Annotated in this window: 15 protein-coding genes; all 15 read right to left on the minus strand. The window is 60.8% G+C overall.

Going from position 1 to position 17,644, the window contains the following annotated elements:
• Positions 1-15: 15 nt before the first annotated feature.
• Positions 16-723, minus strand: a complete 708-nt coding sequence (gene ispD, locus V7773_RS23470; protein ID WP_336075439.1) for a 2-C-methyl-D-erythritol 4-phosphate cytidylyltransferase — start codon at positions 721-723, stop codon at positions 16-18.
• Entirely contained in the window at positions 720-998 is a 279-nt protein-coding gene (gene ftsB, locus V7773_RS23475; RefSeq protein WP_003184873.1) for a cell division protein FtsB, read from the minus strand. The genes ispD and ftsB overlap by 4 nt, the downstream gene beginning before the upstream one ends.
• A 171-nt stretch (positions 999-1,169) precedes the next feature.
• Positions 1,170-2,459 (minus strand): phosphopyruvate hydratase, encoded by a 1,290-nt coding sequence (gene eno / locus V7773_RS23480; RefSeq protein ID WP_030139475.1) that lies wholly within the window; start codon positions 2,457-2,459, stop codon positions 1,170-1,172.
• A 204-nt stretch (positions 2,460-2,663) separates the two neighbouring features.
• Complete coding sequence (gene kdsA, locus V7773_RS23485) at positions 2,664-3,509, minus strand: 3-deoxy-8-phosphooctulonate synthase (RefSeq protein ID WP_063322754.1); 846 nt, start codon at positions 3,507-3,509, stop codon at positions 2,664-2,666.
• 4 nt (positions 3,510-3,513) lie between these two features.
• On the minus strand, positions 3,514-5,145 hold the full coding sequence (locus tag V7773_RS23490; RefSeq protein WP_003198266.1) for a CTP synthase: 1,632 nt from the start codon (positions 5,143-5,145) through the stop codon (positions 3,514-3,516).
• Between the two features lie 274 nt (positions 5,146-5,419).
• Positions 5,420-6,745 (minus strand): tRNA lysidine(34) synthetase TilS, encoded by a 1,326-nt coding sequence (tilS, locus tag V7773_RS23495; protein WP_336075443.1) that lies wholly within the window; start codon positions 6,743-6,745, stop codon positions 5,420-5,422.
• Between the two features lie 132 nt (positions 6,746-6,877).
• The gene (locus V7773_RS23500) at positions 6,878-7,825 is read right to left on the minus strand and encodes an acetyl-CoA carboxylase carboxyltransferase subunit alpha (protein WP_063322756.1); all 948 of its coding nucleotides are present in this window, start codon (positions 7,823-7,825) and stop codon (positions 6,878-6,880) included.
• 149 nt (positions 7,826-7,974) lie between these two features.
• On the minus strand, positions 7,975-11,496 hold the full coding sequence (dnaE, locus tag V7773_RS23505; protein ID WP_092346693.1) for a DNA polymerase III subunit alpha: 3,522 nt from the start codon (positions 11,494-11,496) through the stop codon (positions 7,975-7,977).
• 201 nt (positions 11,497-11,697) lie between these two features.
• A complete protein-coding gene (rnhB, locus tag V7773_RS23510; RefSeq protein WP_336075449.1) occupies positions 11,698-12,351 on the minus strand; it encodes a ribonuclease HII in 654 nt (217 codons plus the stop codon).
• Positions 12,348-13,478 carry a lipid-A-disaccharide synthase gene (gene lpxB / locus V7773_RS23515; protein ID WP_336075451.1) on the minus strand — a complete coding sequence of 377 codons (1,131 nt, stop codon included), beginning with the start codon at positions 13,476-13,478 and terminating at the stop codon, positions 12,348-12,350. The genes rnhB and lpxB overlap by 4 nt, the downstream gene beginning before the upstream one ends.
• A gap of 2 nt (positions 13,479-13,480) precedes the next feature.
• On the minus strand, positions 13,481-14,257 hold the full coding sequence (lpxA, locus tag V7773_RS23520) for an acyl-ACP--UDP-N-acetylglucosamine O-acyltransferase (protein ID WP_336075453.1): 777 nt from the start codon (positions 14,255-14,257) through the stop codon (positions 13,481-13,483).
• Complete coding sequence (gene fabZ / locus V7773_RS23525; protein ID WP_003184897.1) at positions 14,254-14,694, minus strand: 3-hydroxyacyl-ACP dehydratase FabZ; 441 nt, start codon at positions 14,692-14,694, stop codon at positions 14,254-14,256. Before fabZ ends, lpxA begins: the two co-directional genes overlap by 4 nt.
• Before the next feature lie 105 nt (positions 14,695-14,799).
• Positions 14,800-15,855 (minus strand): UDP-3-O-(3-hydroxymyristoyl)glucosamine N-acyltransferase, encoded by a 1,056-nt coding sequence (lpxD, locus tag V7773_RS23530; protein ID WP_336075455.1) that lies wholly within the window; start codon positions 15,853-15,855, stop codon positions 14,800-14,802.
• Between the two features lie 3 nt (positions 15,856-15,858).
• The gene (locus V7773_RS23535; protein ID WP_003184901.1) at positions 15,859-16,362 is read right to left on the minus strand and encodes an OmpH family outer membrane protein; all 504 of its coding nucleotides are present in this window, start codon (positions 16,360-16,362) and stop codon (positions 15,859-15,861) included.
• Positions 16,363-16,407: 45 nt separating this feature from the next.
• Positions 16,408-17,644, minus strand: a 1,237-nt coding sequence (gene bamA / locus V7773_RS23540; RefSeq protein WP_336075458.1) for an outer membrane protein assembly factor BamA, incomplete at its 5' end; no start/stop codon positions are given.

The following is a 17,644-nucleotide window of genomic DNA, read 5'->3' on the forward strand; positions in this document are numbered from 1 at the left end:
GAGAACAGATCCCGTTTAACGCCGATTCGCCCAGCGCTGGCGCAACCACTCCAAATCTTCCGGCCGGGTGACCTTGATGTTATCGGCCCGCCCTTCGATCAGCCGTGGCGCCTGCCCCGCCCACTCCATGGCGGACGCTTCATCGGTAATCACCGCATCCGCCACCAGGCTGTCAGCCAGGGCCCGATGCAAGGCGCCGAGGCGGAACATCTGTGGCGTGTAGGCTTGCCAGATCACGCTGCGGTCAACGGTCTCCAGCACGCGGCCGTGTTTGTCGACGCGCTTGAGGGTGTCGCGCGCCGGAACGGCCAGCAGGCCACCGACCGGGTCGTTCGCCAACTCGCTGAGCAGCGTGTCCAGGTCGGCCCGGGCCAGGTTGGGCCGGGCAGCGTCGTGCACCAGCACCCAGTCGTGATCGTCGGCGCCCTGCTCGTGCAGGTGCAGCAAGGCATTGAGCACTGAATCCGAACGTTGCTCGCCACCGTCGACACGCTGGATGCGTGTGTCGTTGGCACAGGCCAGGGTCGGCCAGTAGGGATCATCGTGTGCAAGGCTGACCACCACGCCCTTGACGGTGGGATGGTCGAGAAAACAGCCGAGGCTGTGTTCAAGAATTGTGCGTCCGCCCAATTGCAGGTATTGCTTGGGACGGTCCGCAGCCATACGAGCGCCAACGCCCGCGGCAGGAATCACGGCCCAGAAGGCCGGCAAACGAATACTCATTGGGCCAACTGGTAGAGGGTTTCGCCCTCCTTGACCATGCCCAGTTCATGTCGAGCCCGCTCTTCAACGGTCTCCATGCCTTTTTTCAGCTCTGTCACTTCGGCGTCCATCACCCGATTACGCTCCAGCAGCGCCTCGTTTTCGGCGTGTTGGTCGGCAATTTGCTGAGTCAGGTCGGCCACTTGCGCCAAGCTGCCATTGCCCACCCACAGGCGGTACTGCAGGCCGGCCAGCAACAGGAGCAAGACAAGAAACAACCAATTGGGACTGCGCATCGAATATCAGGTATCCAGTGAAAAAAGACCGCCATGCCAAACTTTGAAGCGTCTGATAGCACGAAGCCTGGAAGAACCAGGCTTGTGCTTGATAAGGCATCAGATTAGAGACAAAACCGCCGCCATGGCGACTTTTGCGACCTAAACCGCTGTCTTTTTACCATTTACCGCTTAACCGCGAAACTCGGCGCGACCGTTGTACTTGGCCTTGCCATTCAATTGCTCTTCGATACGCAGCAGTTGGTTGTACTTGGAAACGCGGTCGGAACGGCACAGCGAACCGGTCTTGATCTGGCCTGCCGCAGTGCCCACGGCCAGGTCGGCAATGGTCGAGTCTTCGGTTTCACCGGAACGGTGGGAGATCACGGCGGTGTAGCCGGCAGCCTTGGCCATCTGGATGGCTTCCAGGGTTTCGGTCAGGGTGCCGATCTGGTTGAACTTGATCAGGATCGAGTTGGCGATCTTCTTGTCGATGCCTTCTTTCAGGATCTTGGTGTTGGTCACGAACAGGTCGTCACCCACCAGCTGGGTTTTCTCGCCGATCTTGTCGGTGAGGATTTTCCAGCCAGCCCAGTCGGACTCGTCCAGGCCGTCCTCGATGGAGATGATCGGATAACGCTCGGTCAGGCCCTTGAGGTAGTCGGCGAAACCTTCGGCAGTGAACACCTGGCCTTCGCCGGACAGGTTGTACTTGCCGTCTTCGAAGAACTCGCTGGCGGCGCAGTCCAGGGCCAGGGTCACGTCGGTGCCCAGCTTGTAGCCAGCGTTGGCCACGGCTTCGGAGATCACTTTCAGCGCGTCTTCGTTGGACGCCAGGTTCGGTGCGAAACCGCCTTCGTCGCCAACGGCAGTGCTCAGGCCACGGGCCTTCAGCACGGCCTTGAGGTGATGGAAAATCTCGGTGCCCATGCGCAGGCCTTCGGAGAAGGTCTTGGCGCCAACCGGCTGCACCATGAACTCCTGGATGTCGACGTTGTTATCGGCATGCTCGCCGCCGTTGATGATGTTCATCATCGGCACCGGCATCGAGTAGACACCCGGGGTACCGTTGAGGTTGGCGATGTGGGCGTACAGCGGCAGGTCCTGGTCCTGGGCCGCAGCCTTGGCAGCGGCCAGGGACACGGCGAGGATCGCGTTGGCGCCCAGGGTGGCTTTGTTTTCGGTACCGTCGAGCTTGATCATCGCGTGATCGAGGGCTTTCTGGTCGGCAGGATCCTTGCCCAGCAACAGGTCACGGATCGGACCGTTGATGTTGGCGACGGCTTTGAGCACGCCCTTGCCCAGGTAACGGCTCTTGTCGCCATCACGCAGCTCCAGCGCTTCGCGCGAGCCAGTGGAAGCACCGGACGGCGCGCAGGCGCTGCCGATGATACCGTTGTCGAGAAGCACGTCCGCTTCAACAGTGGGGTTGCCACGGGAGTCGAGAACTTCACGACCTTTGATGTCGACGATTTTTGCCATTGTTGTAAACACTCCAAAGTTGACTAGAACGTTGCAGGAAGCTTGCTCCCACTCGGCTGCGACACGACTTGAACTCAACGGGAGCGCTTCGCACTCCAGCGGGAGCAAGCTCCCTCGCCACAGGGTACAAGGCGTGCCCTCAAGAACGGTGCGGCCCGCAGGCCAGAGCGATTATCGGGCGGTACTTTACCGGAGAAATCCGCGTTACGCGGTTTCTATCGTCGGAAAACTCTTGACCAACTCGTCCAACGCCTTGAGCTGAGACAGGAAGGGTTCCAGCTTGTTCAAACGCAAGGCACAAGGACCATCGCACTTGGCGTTGTCTGGATCGGGGTGGGCTTCGAGGAACAGACCGGCCAGGGACTGGCTCATGCCCGCCTTGGCCAGATCAGTGACCTGGGCGCGCCGACCGCCAGCGGAGTCGGAACGACCGCCAGGCATCTGCAAGGCATGCGTCACGTCGAAGAGCACCGGGTACTCAAACTGCTTCATGATGCCGAAGCCGAGCATGTCCACCACCAGGTTGTTGTAGCCGAAGCTCGAACCACGCTCGCAGAGGATCAACTGGTCATTGCCGGCCTCTTCGCACTTGCTCAGGATGTGTTTCATTTCCTGGGGCGCGAGGAACTGGGCTTTCTTGATATTGATCACCGCGCCGGTCTTGGCCATCGCGACCACCAGGTCGGTCTGGCGCGACAGGAAGGCCGGCAACTGGATGACGTCGCAGACCTCGGCGGCGACGGCGGCCTGGACCGGCTCGTGGACGTCGGTGATGATCGGCACGCCAAAGGCTTGCTTGATGTCCTGGAAGATCCGCATGCCTTCTTCCAGGCCTGGGCCACGGTAGGACGTCACGGACGAACGGTTGGCCTTGTCGAAACTGGCCTTGAAGACATAAGGAATCCCCAGTTTCTGGGTGACCTTCACGTACTCTTCGCAGACCTGCATCGCCATGTCGCGGCTTTCCAGCACGTTCATGCCGCCAAACAGCACCATGGGCTTGTCGTTGGCAACCTCGATGTCGCCGACGCGGATTATCTTCTGAGCCATCGTCTTATGCCTTTTTCTGGTGTTGAGCCAAAGCGGCTTTCACGAAACCGCTGAACAACGGATGACCGTCCCGTGGTGTCGAGGTGAACTCGGGGTGGAACTGGCAGGCGACGAACCATGGGTGATCCGGAGCCTCGACCACTTCGACCAGCGCGCCGTCACCGGAACGACCGGAGATCTTCAGGCCGGCTTCGATCAACTGTGGCAACAGGTTGTTGTTCACTTCGTAGCGATGACGGTGACGCTCGACGATCACATCCTTGGCGTAGCAATCGTGCACCTTGGAGCCGGCTTCCAGCAGGCATTCCTGGGCACCGAGACGCATGGTGCCGCCCAGGTCCGAACTTTCGGTACGCACTTCCACGGCACCGGTAGCATCTTCCCACTCGGTGATCAGGCCCACGACCGGATGGCCGCTGGCACGATCGAACTCGGTGGAGTTGGCATCTTTCCAGCCCAACACGTTACGGGCGAACTCGATGACCGCCACTTGCATGCCCAGGCAGATACCCAGGTAGGGCACCTTGTTTTCGCGAGCGTATTGCACGGCAGTGATCTTGCCTTCCACGCCCCGCAGGCCGAAGCCGCCCGGCACGAGGATCGCATCGGCGCCTTCGAGCAGGCCGGTGCCCTGGTTCTCGATGTCTTCGGAATCGATGTAGCGCAGGTTGACCTTGGTACGGTTGCTGATGCCGGCGTGACTCATCGCCTCGATCAGCGACTTGTAGGCGTCCAGCAGTTCCATGTACTTGCCGACCATGGCGATGGTGACTTCGTGCTCCGGGTTGAGCTTGGCATCGACCACGGCTTCCCACTCGGACAGATCGGCACTGGCGCATTGCAGGCCGAAGCGCTCGACGACGAAGTCGTCCAGGCCCTGGGAGTGCAGGATGCCCGGAATCTTGTAGATGGTGTCGGCGTCTTCCAGACCGATGACCGCACGCTCTTCAACGTTGGTGAACTGGGCGATCTTGCGACGCGAAGAGATGTCGATCGGGTGATCGGAGCGGCAGATCAGCACGTCCGGCTGCAGGCCGATGGAACGCAGTTCCTTGACCGAGTGCTGGGTCGGCTTGGTCTTGGTTTCGCCAGCGGTGGCGATGTACGGGACCAGGGTCAGGTGCATCAGCATCGCGCGCTTGGCGCCGATTTCAAAACGCAACTGGCGGATGGCTTCGAGGAACGGCTGGGACTCGATGTCGCCCACGGTACCACCGATCTCGACCATCGCCACGTCGGCATCGCCGGCACCCTTGATGATGCGGCGCTTGATTTCGTCGGTGATGTGCGGGATGACCTGGATGGTCGCGCCCAGGTAGTCACCACGACGCTCCTTGCGCAGCACGTGCTCGTAGACACGGCCGGTGGTGAAGTTGTTGTTCTGGGTCATGGTGGTGCGGATGAACCGCTCGTAGTGGCCCAGGTCCAGGTCGGTCTCGGCGCCGTCGTGGGTGACGAACACTTCACCGTGCTGGAACGGGCTCATGGTGCCCGGGTCGACGTTGATGTACGGGTCCAGCTTGAGCATGGTGACCTTAAGTCCCCGCGCCTCCAGGATGGCCGCCAATGAAGCCGAGGCAATGCCTTTCCCCAATGAAGAAACAACACCGCCCGTGACGAATATGTAGCGCGTCATGAAAAACCCTAGAAGTCTGCGTTAAAGCGGTCCGAGCCGCCGGGGAAAGCGAAGGAAGGCCGAAGCCCCCGATCACCTGCATTAATCACAGTGCACCTTTCAAAAAAACCGCCGCGTTGGGACAGACCGGAAGTGAAATCACCGGTACGTTGCTCGCTACACATTTTTTGGAATCGCCCAGCAAAGACTGCTTGGTAATCGGCAACTCCTGCAATTCAGGCGAATCCACAGAAGTTGTATCAAGAAGGGAGCGTAGTCTACCGGAAAGCCCCTTTCAGCTCAAACCCAGATCTTGGCTTCCTGGCGTCCAGATCAATTGCCAACTGCCATCAGCCTGTGCATCGAGCCCGGTCAGGTTGGCCACCGCCAGCAATTGCTCGCCCTGATAGAGCAGCGGCAATCGGCCGCGAACGAACACCGGCACGGCCTTTTCATTGAGCAAACGCTTGAGGTCACGATGACCACGACCCGCTAACACCATCACCTCGCCGCCTTGACGATAGCGCACGCTAAGCGGTCCCGCAGGCGGCGTGCCGTCGAGCACTACCCGACCATTGCCCGGCAAGCGCAGCGCAACCGCCGGATCGGCCCAGTCGACGGTGCCTGGCAGCGAACATAGCCAGTGGTCGGATAACCACCAGACCCGCCCGGCGGCGCGATGCAGCTCGCCACCGGCCAGGCGCCAGATCGGCCTGGCATCGTCGGCAGCATCGCGCAACGAGTCCCAGCCCGACCAGTGATCGGTGTCGGGCAGCAGGGTCATCGGTGCCAGCCAGTGGCTCAAGGCGTTGCGCTGACGGGCCGGCGACAACGCCCGCAAAGGCGCCAGCGCCAGGGATTGCAGCCCGAGCCAGTCGAACGCGCCCGGGGTCGCGGCCTGGGCCAGGTCGATTTGCGCCAGATCGTCCAGCAACCCCTGGGCTTCGCCCATGTGCGCAGCGCTACGAGCCAGGGTCGTCGAAGCTTGGGGCCATTGCTTGGCCAACACTGGAAAAACTCGCTGGCGCAGGTAATTGCGCGCGTACCGATGGTCGTCGTTGGATGGGTCTTCGATCCAGCTCAAGCCACGCTGCCTCGCATAGGCTTCCAGCTCCGCCCGGGGCACATCGAGCAAGGGCCGCAGCAAATGCCCTTGGCCCAAAGGACGCTGCGCCGGCATCGCCGCCAGGCCCTTCACCCCCGCTCCCCTGAGCAGGCGAAACAGCAGGGTTTCGGCCTGGTCATCGCGATGCTGGGCGGTCAGCAGCACTTCATTGCGGTGGATCGCCGCGACAAAGGCCGCGTAACGCGCTTCCCGCGCGGCGCGCTCGACACTGGGGCCAAGGCGCACTTGCACAGCCACCACATCCAGCGGCACGCCCAGGGCCGCACAGACCGAACGGCAATGGTCCGGCCACGCCTCGGCCACCGCCTGGAGGCCGTGATGCACATGGATAGCGCTCAGCGGGGGCAAGGGTTGGCGTTGAGAAAGGGTTACGAGCAGGTGCAGCAGGACGGTGGAGTCGAGGCCGCCGGAGAAGGCGATGCGCCAGGTGGCGGCGTTGCGCCAGGGGGATAGCTGTGTGAGGAGCCGGGTTGGCAGGTCCGTGCTGTGGTTCATAAGGGTTTGCCTTGGCACAAACAAATGTGGGAGCGGGCTTGCTCGCGAAAGCGGTGTACCAGTCAACGCATCTGTTGAATGTTAAACCGCTTTCGCGAGCAAGCCCGCTCCCACATGGGTGTTGCAGTCAGATCAGAGGCCGTAGCTCATCAACCGCTCGTAGCGACGAGCCAGCAGCGCTTCGTTGTCGAACTTCTTGAGCATCGACAGTTGCGAGCTCAGCTCGGCGCGGATCAGTGCCGCCGCTGCAGCCGGATCGCGGTGAGCGCCGCCGACTGGCTCGCTGATCACTTTATCGACGATACCCAGGCCTTTTAGACGCTCGGCGGTAATGCCCATGGCCTCGGCGGCATCCGGCGCCTTCTCGGCGGTTTTCCACAGGATCGAGGCGCAACCTTCCGGCGAGATCACCGCATAAGTGGAATATTGCAGCATGTTCAACTGGTCGCAGACGCCGATGGCCAACGCACCGCCGGAACCGCCTTCGCCAATCACGGTGGCGATGATCGGGGTTTTCAGGCGCGCCATGACGCGCAGGTTCCAGGCAATTGCTTCGCTCTGGTTGCGCTCTTCGGCGTCGATGCCCGGGTAGGCACCCGGCGTGTCGATGAAGGTCAGGATCGGCATCTTGAAGCGCTCGGCCATTTCCATCAGGCGGCAGGCCTTGCGGTAGCCTTCCGGACGCGGCATGCCGAAGTTGCGACGTACTTTCTCGCGCACTTCGCGGCCTTTCTGATGGCCGATCACCATCACTGGCTGGTCTTCCAGACGGGCGACACCGCCGACGATCGCGGCGTCGTCGGAGAAGTGACGGTCGCCATGCAGCTCATCGAACTCGGTGAAGATGTGCTCGATGTAGTCCAGGGTATAGGGACGACGCGGGTGACGCGCCAGGCGAGCGATCTGCCAGCTGGTCAGCTTGCCGAAGATGTCTTCGGTCAGCGTGCGGCTTTTGTCCTGCAGACGAGAGATTTCATCGCCGATATTCAGCGAATTGTCATTACCGACCAAGCGCAACTCTTCGATCTTGGCTTGCAGGTCGGCGATCGGCTGTTCGAAATCTAGAAAATTCGGGTTCATAGGCGTCCGTCTTGGGTCGACGTCCAAGAGAGCTTGGGCCGGCCGGTTGTCTATTCGCGCCTACCTTAAGGGAGAGGCGCGTTCAGGTCGAGATTAAAAATTCGGGTCGAGATCAGGGGTATTCCGGTTTCAAGAATGGCCCCTGGCCGTCAACGGTATTGGAGGAAGACGTTGTCTTTGCCGAACTGGTCACGCAAGGCTTGAATCAACGCATCCGCCGGATCGATCCGCCAGCCTTCGCCGAACTGCAACACAGCCTTGGCATCGGGGCGTACGTACTCCATGGTGATCGGACAAGCACCGCGATGGCGCTTGAACAATTCGCCCAACCAGCGTAGCTGATCGCCCTTGAGATCCTGGGTCTGCAACTTCAGGCGCAGGCTTTCAGCCAGGTTGGTACGGGCGTCTTCCATGCTCATCACCCGCTTGACCCGCAGCCGCAGGCCACCGGAAAAGTCATCGTTGCTGACCTCGCCTTCCACCACCACCATCGCGTCGGTCTGCAACAGCGACTGCGCCGAATGGAACGCATCGGCGAAAAGTGACGCCTCGATGCGCCCGGAGCGGTCGTCGAGGGTGATGAAACCCATCTTGTCGCCCTTTTTGTTCTTCATCACCCGCAGGGCGATGATCATGCCGGCGACGGTTTGCGTATCGCGCGCCGGCTTGAGGTCGATGATGCGCTGACGGGCGAAGCGGCGGATCTCGCCTTCGTATTCGTCGATCGGGTGCCCGGTGAGGTACAGGCCCAGGGTGTCTTTCTCACCCTTGAGGCGTTCCTTGAGGGTCAGCTCCTTGGCCTTGCGATGGTTGCCGTAGACATCGGCGTCTTCTTCGACGAACAGCCCGCCAAACAGGTCGGCATGGCCGCTGTCATGGGTGCGGGCAGTCTGTTCGGCGGCCTTGATCGCCTCCTCCATTGCCGCCAGCAACACCGCGCGGTTGCGGTCGATGTTGGCCTGGTAGGCCTTGGGCTCATCCTGGAAATAAGGCCCCAGGCGGTCCAGGGCGCCACTGCGGATCAAGCCGTCGAGGGTGCGCTTGTTGATGCGCTTGAGGTCAACCCGGGCGCAGAAGTCGAACAGATCCTTGAACGGCCCGTCCTGGCGCGCTTCGGTGATGGCTTCCACCGGCCCCTCGCCCACACCCTTGATCGCGCCCAGGCCGTAAATGATGCGGCCTTCGTCGTTCACCGTGAACTTGAACTCCGAAGCGTTCACGTCCGGTGCGTCGAGGCGCAGCTTCATGGTCCGCACTTCTTCGATCAAGGTCACGACCTTGTCGGTGTTGTGCATATCCGCCGACAGCACCGCGGCCATGAATGGTGCCGGGTAGTGCGCCTTCAGCCACGCGGTCTGGTACGACACCAGGCCATAGGCGGCGGAGTGGGATTTGTTGAAGCCGTAGCCGGCGAACTTTTCCACCAGGTCGAAAATGTTACCGGCCAGGTCAGGGTCGATACCGTTGGTGGCGCACCCGTCAATGAAACCGCCGCGTTGCTTGGCCATTTCCTCGGGCTTTTTCTTACCCATCGCCCGACGCAGCATGTCCGCGCCGCCGAGGGTATAACCGGCCATGACCTGGGCAATCTGCATCACCTGTTCCTGGTACAGGATGATGCCGTAGGTCGGTGCCAGCACCGGTTTCAAGCCTTCGTACTGATAGTCCGAGTGTGGGTACGCCAGCTCGGCGCGACCGTGCTTACGGTTGATGAAGTCATCCACCATGCCCGATTGCAGCGGGCCCGGACGGAACAGGGCCACCAGTGCGATCAGGTCTTCCAGGCAGTCGGGCTTGAGCTTTTTGATCAGCTCTTTCATGCCCCGGGATTCAAGCTGGAACACCGCTGTGGTTTCGGCTTTTTGCAGCAGGTTGTAGGTCGGCTTGTCATCGAGCGGGATGAAGGCAATGTCCAGCGGTTCTTCGCCGACCTTGGCCCGGTCACGGTTGATGGTTTTCAGCGCCCAGTCGATGATGGTCAGGGTGCGCAGGCCGAGGAAGTCGAACTTCACCAGGCCAGCCGCCTCGACGTCGTCCTTGTCGAACTGGGTCACCAGGCCGTCGCCTTCTTCATCGCAATAGATCGGCGAGAAGTCGGTCAGTTTGGTCGGCGCGATGACCACGCCACCGGCGTGCTTGCCAACGTTACGCACCACGCCTTCGAGCTTGCGGGCCATCTCCCAGATTTCCGCGGCTTCTTCATCGACCTTGATGAAGTCCCGCAGGATTTCTTCCTGCTCGTAGGCTTTTTCCAGCGTCATGCCGACTTCGAACGGAATCATCTTCGACAGACGATCCGCCAGGCCGTAGGACTTGCCCTGTACCCGCGCCACATCGCGCACCACAGCCTTGGCGGCCATGGAACCAAAGGTGATGATCTGGCTCACGGCGTTGCGACCGTACTTCTCGGCCACGTAGTCGATCACCCGGTCGCGACCGTCCATGCAGAAGTCGACGTCGAAGTCGGGCATGGAGACCCGTTCCGGGTTGAGGAAACGTTCGAACAGCAGGTCATATTCCAGCGGATCGAGGTCGGTAATCTTCTGCACATAGGCCACCAACGACCCGGCACCCGACCCACGGCCAGGACCCACCGGCACGCCGTTGTTCTTGGCCCACTGGATAAAGTCCATCACGATCAGGAAGTAACCGGGAAAGCCCATCTGGATGATGATATCCAGCTCGAAATTCAACCGATCGACATAGACCTGGCGCTTGGCTTCGTAATCTTCGGTGGTGTCCTTGGGCAGCAGGACGCTGAGGCGCTCCTCAAGACCATCGAAGGACACCTTGCGGAAATACTCGTCGATGGTCATGCCATCGGGGATCGGGAAGTTGGGCAGGAAGTGCTTGCCCAGCTTCACTTCGATGTTGCAGCGCTTGGCGATCTCGACGGTGTTTTCCAGCGCCTCCGGCAGGTCGCTGAACAACTCGGCCATTTCCTCGGCGCTTTTGAGGTATTGCTGGTCGCTGTAGTTCTTTGGACGGCGCGGATCATCAAGGGCGCGGCCCTCACCAATGCAGACACGGGTTTCGTGGGCCTCGAAATCTTCCTGCTTGATGAAGCGCACGTCGTTGGTCGCCACCAGTGGCGCGCCTATCTTGTCGGCCAGGGCCACGGCGGCGTGCAGGTGTTCTTCGTCGTTGGGGCGATTGGTGCGCTGCACTTCGATGTAGAAGCGATCGGGAAACACCGCCATCCAGTCGCGCGCCAGGACCTCGGCCTCTTCGGCGTTGCCACTGAGCAGGGCCAGGCCGATCTCACCCTCCTTGGCCGCCGACAGCATGATCAGCCCTTCGCTGGCTTCAGCCACCCACTCGCGCTCGATGATGATCGAGCCATTGCGCTGGCCGTCGATAAAGCCGCGAGAGATCAGCTCGGTGAGGTTGCGATAGCCCACGGCATTCATCACCAGCAGGCTGATGCGACTCAACGGTGCGTCCGGGTCCTTGTTCGACAGCCACAGGTCGGCACCGCAGATCGGCTTGATCCCGGCGCCCATGGCGGCCTTGTAGAACTTGACCAGCGAACACATGTTGTTCTGGTCGGTGACCGCTACGGCAGGCATGTTCATGCCCACCAGGGTCTTGACCAATGGCTTGATCCGCACCAGGCCGTCGACCAGGGAGTATTCAGTGTGCAGGCGTAGATGAACGAATGAAGCCGGCATAGTGATCCTGCGTTAAGTCATGAAAACAACAAGGCCCGGATTGTACCGGGCCTTGGGTAAAACATCAGCCTGCAACCCATACCGCTCATTGAAGTGATTGAATCCGTGGCGAGGGAGCTTGCTCCCGCTGGGCTGCGCAGCAGCCCCCCTTCTTATGGGCGCTTCGCACCCAAGCGGGAGCAAGCTCCCTCGCCACAATGATCAGGTGAATCTCTCGATTTCGATCACCCCTTCACGGGCTTCATAAGCCAACCGCACCGGGGCGAACGAACGCCGATGGATGGGCGTCGGCCCAAGGCGCGCCAGGGCTTCCAGATGAACGGGGGTCGGGTAACCCTTGTGGCCGCCGATGCCATAACCCGGGTAAATCAATTCGAAAGCGGCCATTTCCCGGTCGCGACTGACCTTCGCCAGGATCGAGGCCGCCGCGATGGCCGGCACCTTGGCGTCGCCCTGGATCACCGCTTCGGCGCGCATCGACAGTTTCGGGCAGCGATTACCATCGATCATCGCCAGTTTCGGCGTGATGTGCAGGCCCTGCACGGCACGCTGCATGGCAAGCATGGTGGCGTGCAGGATATTGAGTTCATCGATTTCTTCCACTTCGGCCCGGGCGATGCACCAGCTCAGGGCTTTCTCGCAGATCTCGTCATAGAGCTTTTCGCGACGGGCTTCAGTGAGTTTCTTCGAATCGTTGAGGCCCAGGATCGGCCGCTTCGGGTCGAGAATCACCGCCGCCGTCACCACCGCGCCGCACAACGGGCCACGCCCCACTTCATCGACACCTGCCACCAGTTCTTCCACTTCGGCGACCAGGTTGAAGTCCAGGCCCATCTGTAGCTTTGAGTTGCTCATGGTTTTGCGCCAATCAGGGTCAGTACCGCGTCAGCCGCCTGGTTGGAAGCATCACGACGCAAGGTACGGTGGATTTCGTCAAAGCCTCGGGTCTGCTCCTCGCCGCCGTCGATCAAGGGCGACAGCGTGGTGGCCAGCGCCTCGGCGGTCGCCTCGTCCTGCAACAGCTCCGGCACCAACAAGCGCTGGGCCAACAGGTTCGGCAAGGACACGTAAGGGCTCTTGACCATGCGCTTGAGAATCCAGAACGTCAGCGGAGCCAGGCGATAGGCGACCACCATCGGGCGTTTATACAGCAGCGCTTCAAGGGTAGCAGTGCCGGAGGCAATCAACACGGCATCGCAGGCCGCCAACGCTTCGTGGGAACGACCGTCGAGCAGCGTCACCGGCAAATCGCGACCAACCAGCAACGCCTCCAACTGCGCGCGACGCTGCGCACTGGCACACGGCAGGACAAAACGTACACCGGGACGCAGCGCCCGAAGGCGCTCGGCGGCGTCGAAAAACAGCCCACCCAGGCGACTCACTTCGCCGCCCCGGCTGCCGGGCATCAAGGCCACCAAGGGGCCCTCGGGCAGGCCCAACGCCTGGCGGGCCGCATCGCGGTCGGCTTGCAGGGGAATGGTATCGGCCAGGGTGTGCCCGACAAATCGAACCGGCACGCCCTTCTCTTCATAGAACCGGGCTTCGAACGGCAGCAGCGTCAGCATCAGGTCGCAACCTTCGCGAATCTTCAGCACCCGCTTCTGCCGCCAGGCCCAGACCGATGGACTGACGTAATGCACGGTCTTGATACCGGCCTGACGTAGCTTGAGTTCGATATTGAGGGTGAAATCCGGCGCATCGATGCCGATGAACACATCCGGTTTTTCATCGATCAGGGTCTGGATCAGCTTCTTGCGCCGGGCCAGCAGCTCACGCAGGCGACCGAGTACTTCCACCAGGCCCATCACCGACAGGCGTTCCATCGGAAAATAGGACGTCAGCCCCTCGGCCTCCATCAACGGCCCACCAACACCAATGAATTCGACAGCGGGATGCTGCGCCTTGAGCGCGCGCATCAGACCGGCGCCCAGAATGTCACCGGAAGCCTCTCCCGCCACCAGTGCAATACGCAAATTAGCCATGGTCAGCGAGTGATGCCGCGGGTCGAAGACTGTATGGAATCGCGGAAGATCGCCACTTCCGGGTGTTGCGCTGAAGCCTCGGCCAGTTCGGCGAGTGCCTGTTCGACCGTCAAGCCCTGGCGATACACGACCTTGTAGGCGCGACGCAGTGCCGTGATCGCCTCTTCGCTGAAACCACGCCGACGCATGCCTTCGAAGTTCATGCTGCGGGCTTCGGCCGGGTTGCCGAACACCGTGACATAGGCCGGGACGTCCTTGCCGATGGCAGTGCCCATGCCAGAGAAACTGTGGGCGCCGATATGGCAATACTGGTGCACCAGGGTGAACCCGGACAGGATCGCCCAATCGTCCACGTGCACATGGCCGGCCAGGGCGGTGTTGTTGACCAGGATGCAATGGTTGCCAATCACGCTGTCATGGCCGATGTGCGCATAGGCCATGATCAGGTTATGGTCGCCCAGGGTCGTTTCGGAACGATCCTGAACGGTGCCACGGTGAATCGTCACACCTTCGCGGATCACGTTGTGATCGCCGATGACCAGACGGGTTTCTTCACCTTTGTACTTGAGATCGGGCGTGTCCTCGCCTACCGAAGAAAACTGGTAGATGCGATTGTGCCGACCAATCCGGGTCGGTCCCTTGAGAATTACGTGGGAACCGATCACCGTACCCTCGCCAATTTCCACACCTGCGCCGACAATCGACCACGGGCCGACCTCGACATCGGCGGCCAAAACGGCCGTCGGATCGATGATTGCGCGAGGGTCAATCAAACTCATAGCTTGCGTTCCGCACAGATGATTTCAGCGGAGCAGACTGGCTTGCCGTCGACCGAAGCCTGGCATTCGAATTTCCAGATCTGGCGCTTGCAACTGATGAACTTGGCTTCGAGGATCAACTGATCACCCGGGGTGACCGGCTGGCGGAAGCGCAGCTTGTCAGAGCCGACGAAGTAATAGAGCGTGCCGTCGGCAGGCTTTACGTCGAGCATTTTAAAACCAAGGATCCCGGCAGCCTGAGCCATCGCCTCGATGATCAATACGCCCGGCATGATTGGATGCGCGGGGAAGTGACCATTGAAGAACGGCTCGTTGATGCTGACATTCTTATAGGCGCGAATGCGCTTGCCTTCAACGTCCAGGTCCACCACCCGATCCACCAGCAGGAACGGGTAACGGTGAGGCAGGTATTCGCGAATCTCGTTGATGTCCATCATTTCGGGGGGAAGCCTATGTAAAGATTGGGAGCGCACGAGTGACGCGCACTCCGCTAGCAAATCAAGATGCCCTAACGGCTGTGCACACTTGATATGGAAATGGTATCAGCCATCTGATGAAGCATTACCGCCAGGGGTCACGTCCCCTACACGCTTTTCCACCTGCTTGAGGCGCCGCGCGATGTCGTCGAGCTGGCGGATACGCGCCGCGCTCTTGCGCCATTCGGCTGCCGGCTGCATGGCCGTACCGGAAGAATAGGCACCCGGTTCGGTAATCGAGTGGGTCACCATGGTCATCCCGGTCAGGAACACGTTGTCACAGATATCGATATGGCCCACCAGCCCCACGCCACCGGCGAGCATGCAATGCTTGCCGATCTTGGTGCTGCCGGAGATGCCCACGCAGGCGGCCATGGCGGTGTGATCACCGACCTGGACGTTGTGGGCTATCTGGATCTGGTTGTCGAGCTTGACGCCATTGCCGATGACCGTATCGGCCAGGGCGCCGCGGTCGATCGCGGTGTTGACGCCGATCTCCACGTCATCGCCAATGGTGACGCCACCGATCTGGGCGATCTTCTGCCAGATGCCTTTCTCGTTGGCGAAACCGAAGCCTTCGCCGCCCAACACCGCGCCGGATTGAATCACCACGCGCTTGCCGATGCGGACATCGTGGTACAGGGTGACCCGTGGGGCCAGCCAGCCACCTTCACCGATCTCGCTGCGTGCGCCAATGACACAATGGGCACCCAGCGTGACACCCGCACCAATGCGGGCCGCGCTTTCGATGACCACGAACGGACCGACGCTGGCCGTGGGGTCGACCACGGCATCCGCCGCGATCACCGCGCTGGGATGAACACCAGCAGCCGACTTGGGCTTGGGATCGAACAGGTGGGAAATTCGCGCATACGCCAGGTACGGATCGGGCACGATCAGGGCATCGCCGGCAAACCCTTCGGCATCAGCGGCCTTGAGCAACAGCGCGGCGGCCCGGCTATCGGCCAGATACTTGCGATACTGAGGATTTGCCAGAAAGCTCAACTGAGCTGGGCCAGCCTCTTGCAAAGTGGCTAGCCCAGTAATTGCCTTCTCCGGGTCGCCACGCAGGGTGGCGCCGAGGAACTCGGCCAACTGGCCGAGCTTGATAGTCGCTGTCATGGATTACTTCAGCTGATTCATGCGCTCGATTACCTGGCGCGTGATGTCGTATTGAGGCTTGACATCGATCACTGCGCCACGCTCGAACACCAGGTCAAAACCACCTTTCTTGATGACTTCTTCCACGGCGCTGTCGAGTTTCGGCTTGAGTTGCTTGAGCATTTCGCGGTCGGCAACAGCTTTCGCTTCGTTCAGCTCCTTGGACTGGAACTGGAAGTCACGGGCCTTTTGCTTGAATTCAAGCTCCAGACGCTCACGCTCGCCCTGGGCCATCTTGTCGCCACCGGCTACCAGACGATCCTGAATGCCCTTGGCGCTGCTTTCCAGGCCCTTGAGCTTGGTCAGTTGCGGACCGAATTTCTTCTCCGCATCCACGGCGTATTTCTTCGCTGCGTCGGATTCCAGCAGGGCCATCTGATAATTCAGCACGGCAATCTTCATGTCGGCAAAAGCCGGACCGGCGACCAGCACGGTGGCCAGGAGAACCAATTGAGTCAACTTACGCACGATGTACTCCTACAAAATCCATTGTCGTTATCTTGGGTCAGGCGCTTAGAACGTCTGGCCGAGGGAGAATTGGAACACTTGGGTTTCAGCGTCATCCGGTTTCTTGATCGGCATCGCCAATGCGAAGCTCAAGGGGCCCAGCGCGGTGACCCAGGTCACGCCCACGCCGACGGAACTGGCCAGGTTGCTCAGGCTGATGTCGTTGCACTCCGTATTGGAGTTGCCCCCGTTAGAAGTAGTGGTGTCTTCGCATGTGGAGTCGAATACGTTACCGACGTCCCAGAATACCGAAGTGCGCAGCGAGCGTTGATCCTTGACGAACGGCATTGGGAAAAGCAACTCCACGCCCCCCTGGAGGAGGACGTTACCGCCGAATGGCAGCGGATCCTGGTCCGGATCACGGATTGTACCAGTGTTACCCGTGACACTCGCTCCCCGGCTCGGCGTACTGCGCGGCCCGAGCGTACTGTCCTTGAAGCCACGCACCGAGTTGAAACCACCGGCGTAGTAGTTCTCGTAGAACGGCAGGCCATCGGTCGAACCGTAGCCGTCGCCATAACCCAGTTCGGTGTGCAGGCGCATGGTGTAGTTGTCGGTCAACGGCTGGAACAGTTGGCCACGATAGTCGAGCTTGAAGAACGACAGGTCACTACCCGGCACAGTCGTTTCCAGGACCAGGCTCTGGGAATGACCACGGGTCGCCAGCACGCCCTTGTTCAGGGTCGACTCGGACCAACCGGCAGACGCCTTGAAGTTCAGGTACTTGTCGCCTTCTTTCTCGACGAAATCGAAGATCTCGTCAACGGTATAGCGGCCAGTGCTGATCTCGTCCTGCTGGGCGGTGAGACCGAATGTAAGCCGCGAAGTCTCGCTGATTGGATAACCCACGTTGACGCCGGCACCCAAGCTGTCTACTGCATAGCTGGAGACATCGGAATCGAGCTCGTCATAGTCGGTGGTACGGTAGAAGGCGTTATAGCCCAGGCTCACGCCGTCAGCGGTCCAGTAGGGGTCCACGTAACCGAAGTTGTAGCGGGTCTGGTACTCACTGCGAGTCAAGCCGATGCTGACCTTGTTACCGGTACCCAGGAAGTTGTTCTGGGTGATCGAACCACCGAGGATCAGACCGGCACTCTGGGCAAAACCGACGCTGGCAGTGATCGAGCCGGAAGCCTGCTCTTCGACGCTGTAGTTCACATCCACCTGGTCATCGACACCGGGCACTGCCGGGGTCTCGACGTTGACTTCCTTGAAGAAACCCAGGCGCTCCAGGCGGGTCTTG

The organism is Pseudomonas sp. 3JA (genome assembly GCF_036961705.1).
Classification (GTDB): Bacteria; Pseudomonadota; Gammaproteobacteria; order Pseudomonadales; family Pseudomonadaceae; genus Aquipseudomonas; species Aquipseudomonas fluorescens_Q.

What these genes read in the sequence shown, in the direction of transcription:
- tilS (WP_336075443.1), bottom strand. Translation starts at nt 6,745, where the DNA reads ATGAACCACAGCACGGACCTGCCAACCCGGCTCCTCACACAGCTATCC.
- eno (WP_030139475.1), bottom strand. Translation starts at nt 2,459, where the DNA reads ATGGCAAAAATCGTCGACATCAAAGGTCGTGAAGTTCTCGACTCCCGT.
- ftsB (WP_003184873.1), bottom strand. Translation starts at nt 998, where the DNA reads ATGCGCAGTCCCAATTGGTTGTTTCTTGTCTTGCTCCTGTTGCTGGCC.
- dnaE (WP_092346693.1), bottom strand. Translation starts at nt 11,496, where the DNA reads ATGCCGGCTTCATTCGTTCATCTACGCCTGCACACTGAATACTCCCTG.
- V7773_RS23500 (WP_063322756.1), bottom strand. Translation starts at nt 7,825, where the DNA reads ATGAACCCGAATTTTCTAGATTTCGAACAGCCGATCGCCGACCTGCAA.
- lpxD (WP_336075455.1), bottom strand. Translation starts at nt 15,855, where the DNA reads ATGACAGCGACTATCAAGCTCGGCCAGTTGGCCGAGTTCCTCGGCGCC.
- lpxB (WP_336075451.1), bottom strand. Translation starts at nt 13,478, where the DNA reads ATGGCTAATTTGCGTATTGCACTGGTGGCGGGAGAGGCTTCCGGTGAC.
- rnhB (WP_336075449.1), bottom strand. Translation starts at nt 12,351, where the DNA reads ATGAGCAACTCAAAGCTACAGATGGGCCTGGACTTCAACCTGGTCGCC.
- kdsA (WP_063322754.1), bottom strand. Translation starts at nt 3,509, where the DNA reads ATGGCTCAGAAGATAATCCGCGTCGGCGACATCGAGGTTGCCAACGAC.
- fabZ (WP_003184897.1), bottom strand. Translation starts at nt 14,694, where the DNA reads ATGATGGACATCAACGAGATTCGCGAATACCTGCCTCACCGTTACCCG.
- ispD (WP_336075439.1), bottom strand. Translation starts at nt 723, where the DNA reads ATGAGTATTCGTTTGCCGGCCTTCTGGGCCGTGATTCCTGCCGCGGGC.
- V7773_RS23490 (WP_003198266.1), bottom strand. Translation starts at nt 5,145, where the DNA reads ATGACGCGCTACATATTCGTCACGGGCGGTGTTGTTTCTTCATTGGGG.
- lpxA (WP_336075453.1), bottom strand. Translation starts at nt 14,257, where the DNA reads ATGAGTTTGATTGACCCTCGCGCAATCATCGATCCGACGGCCGTTTTG.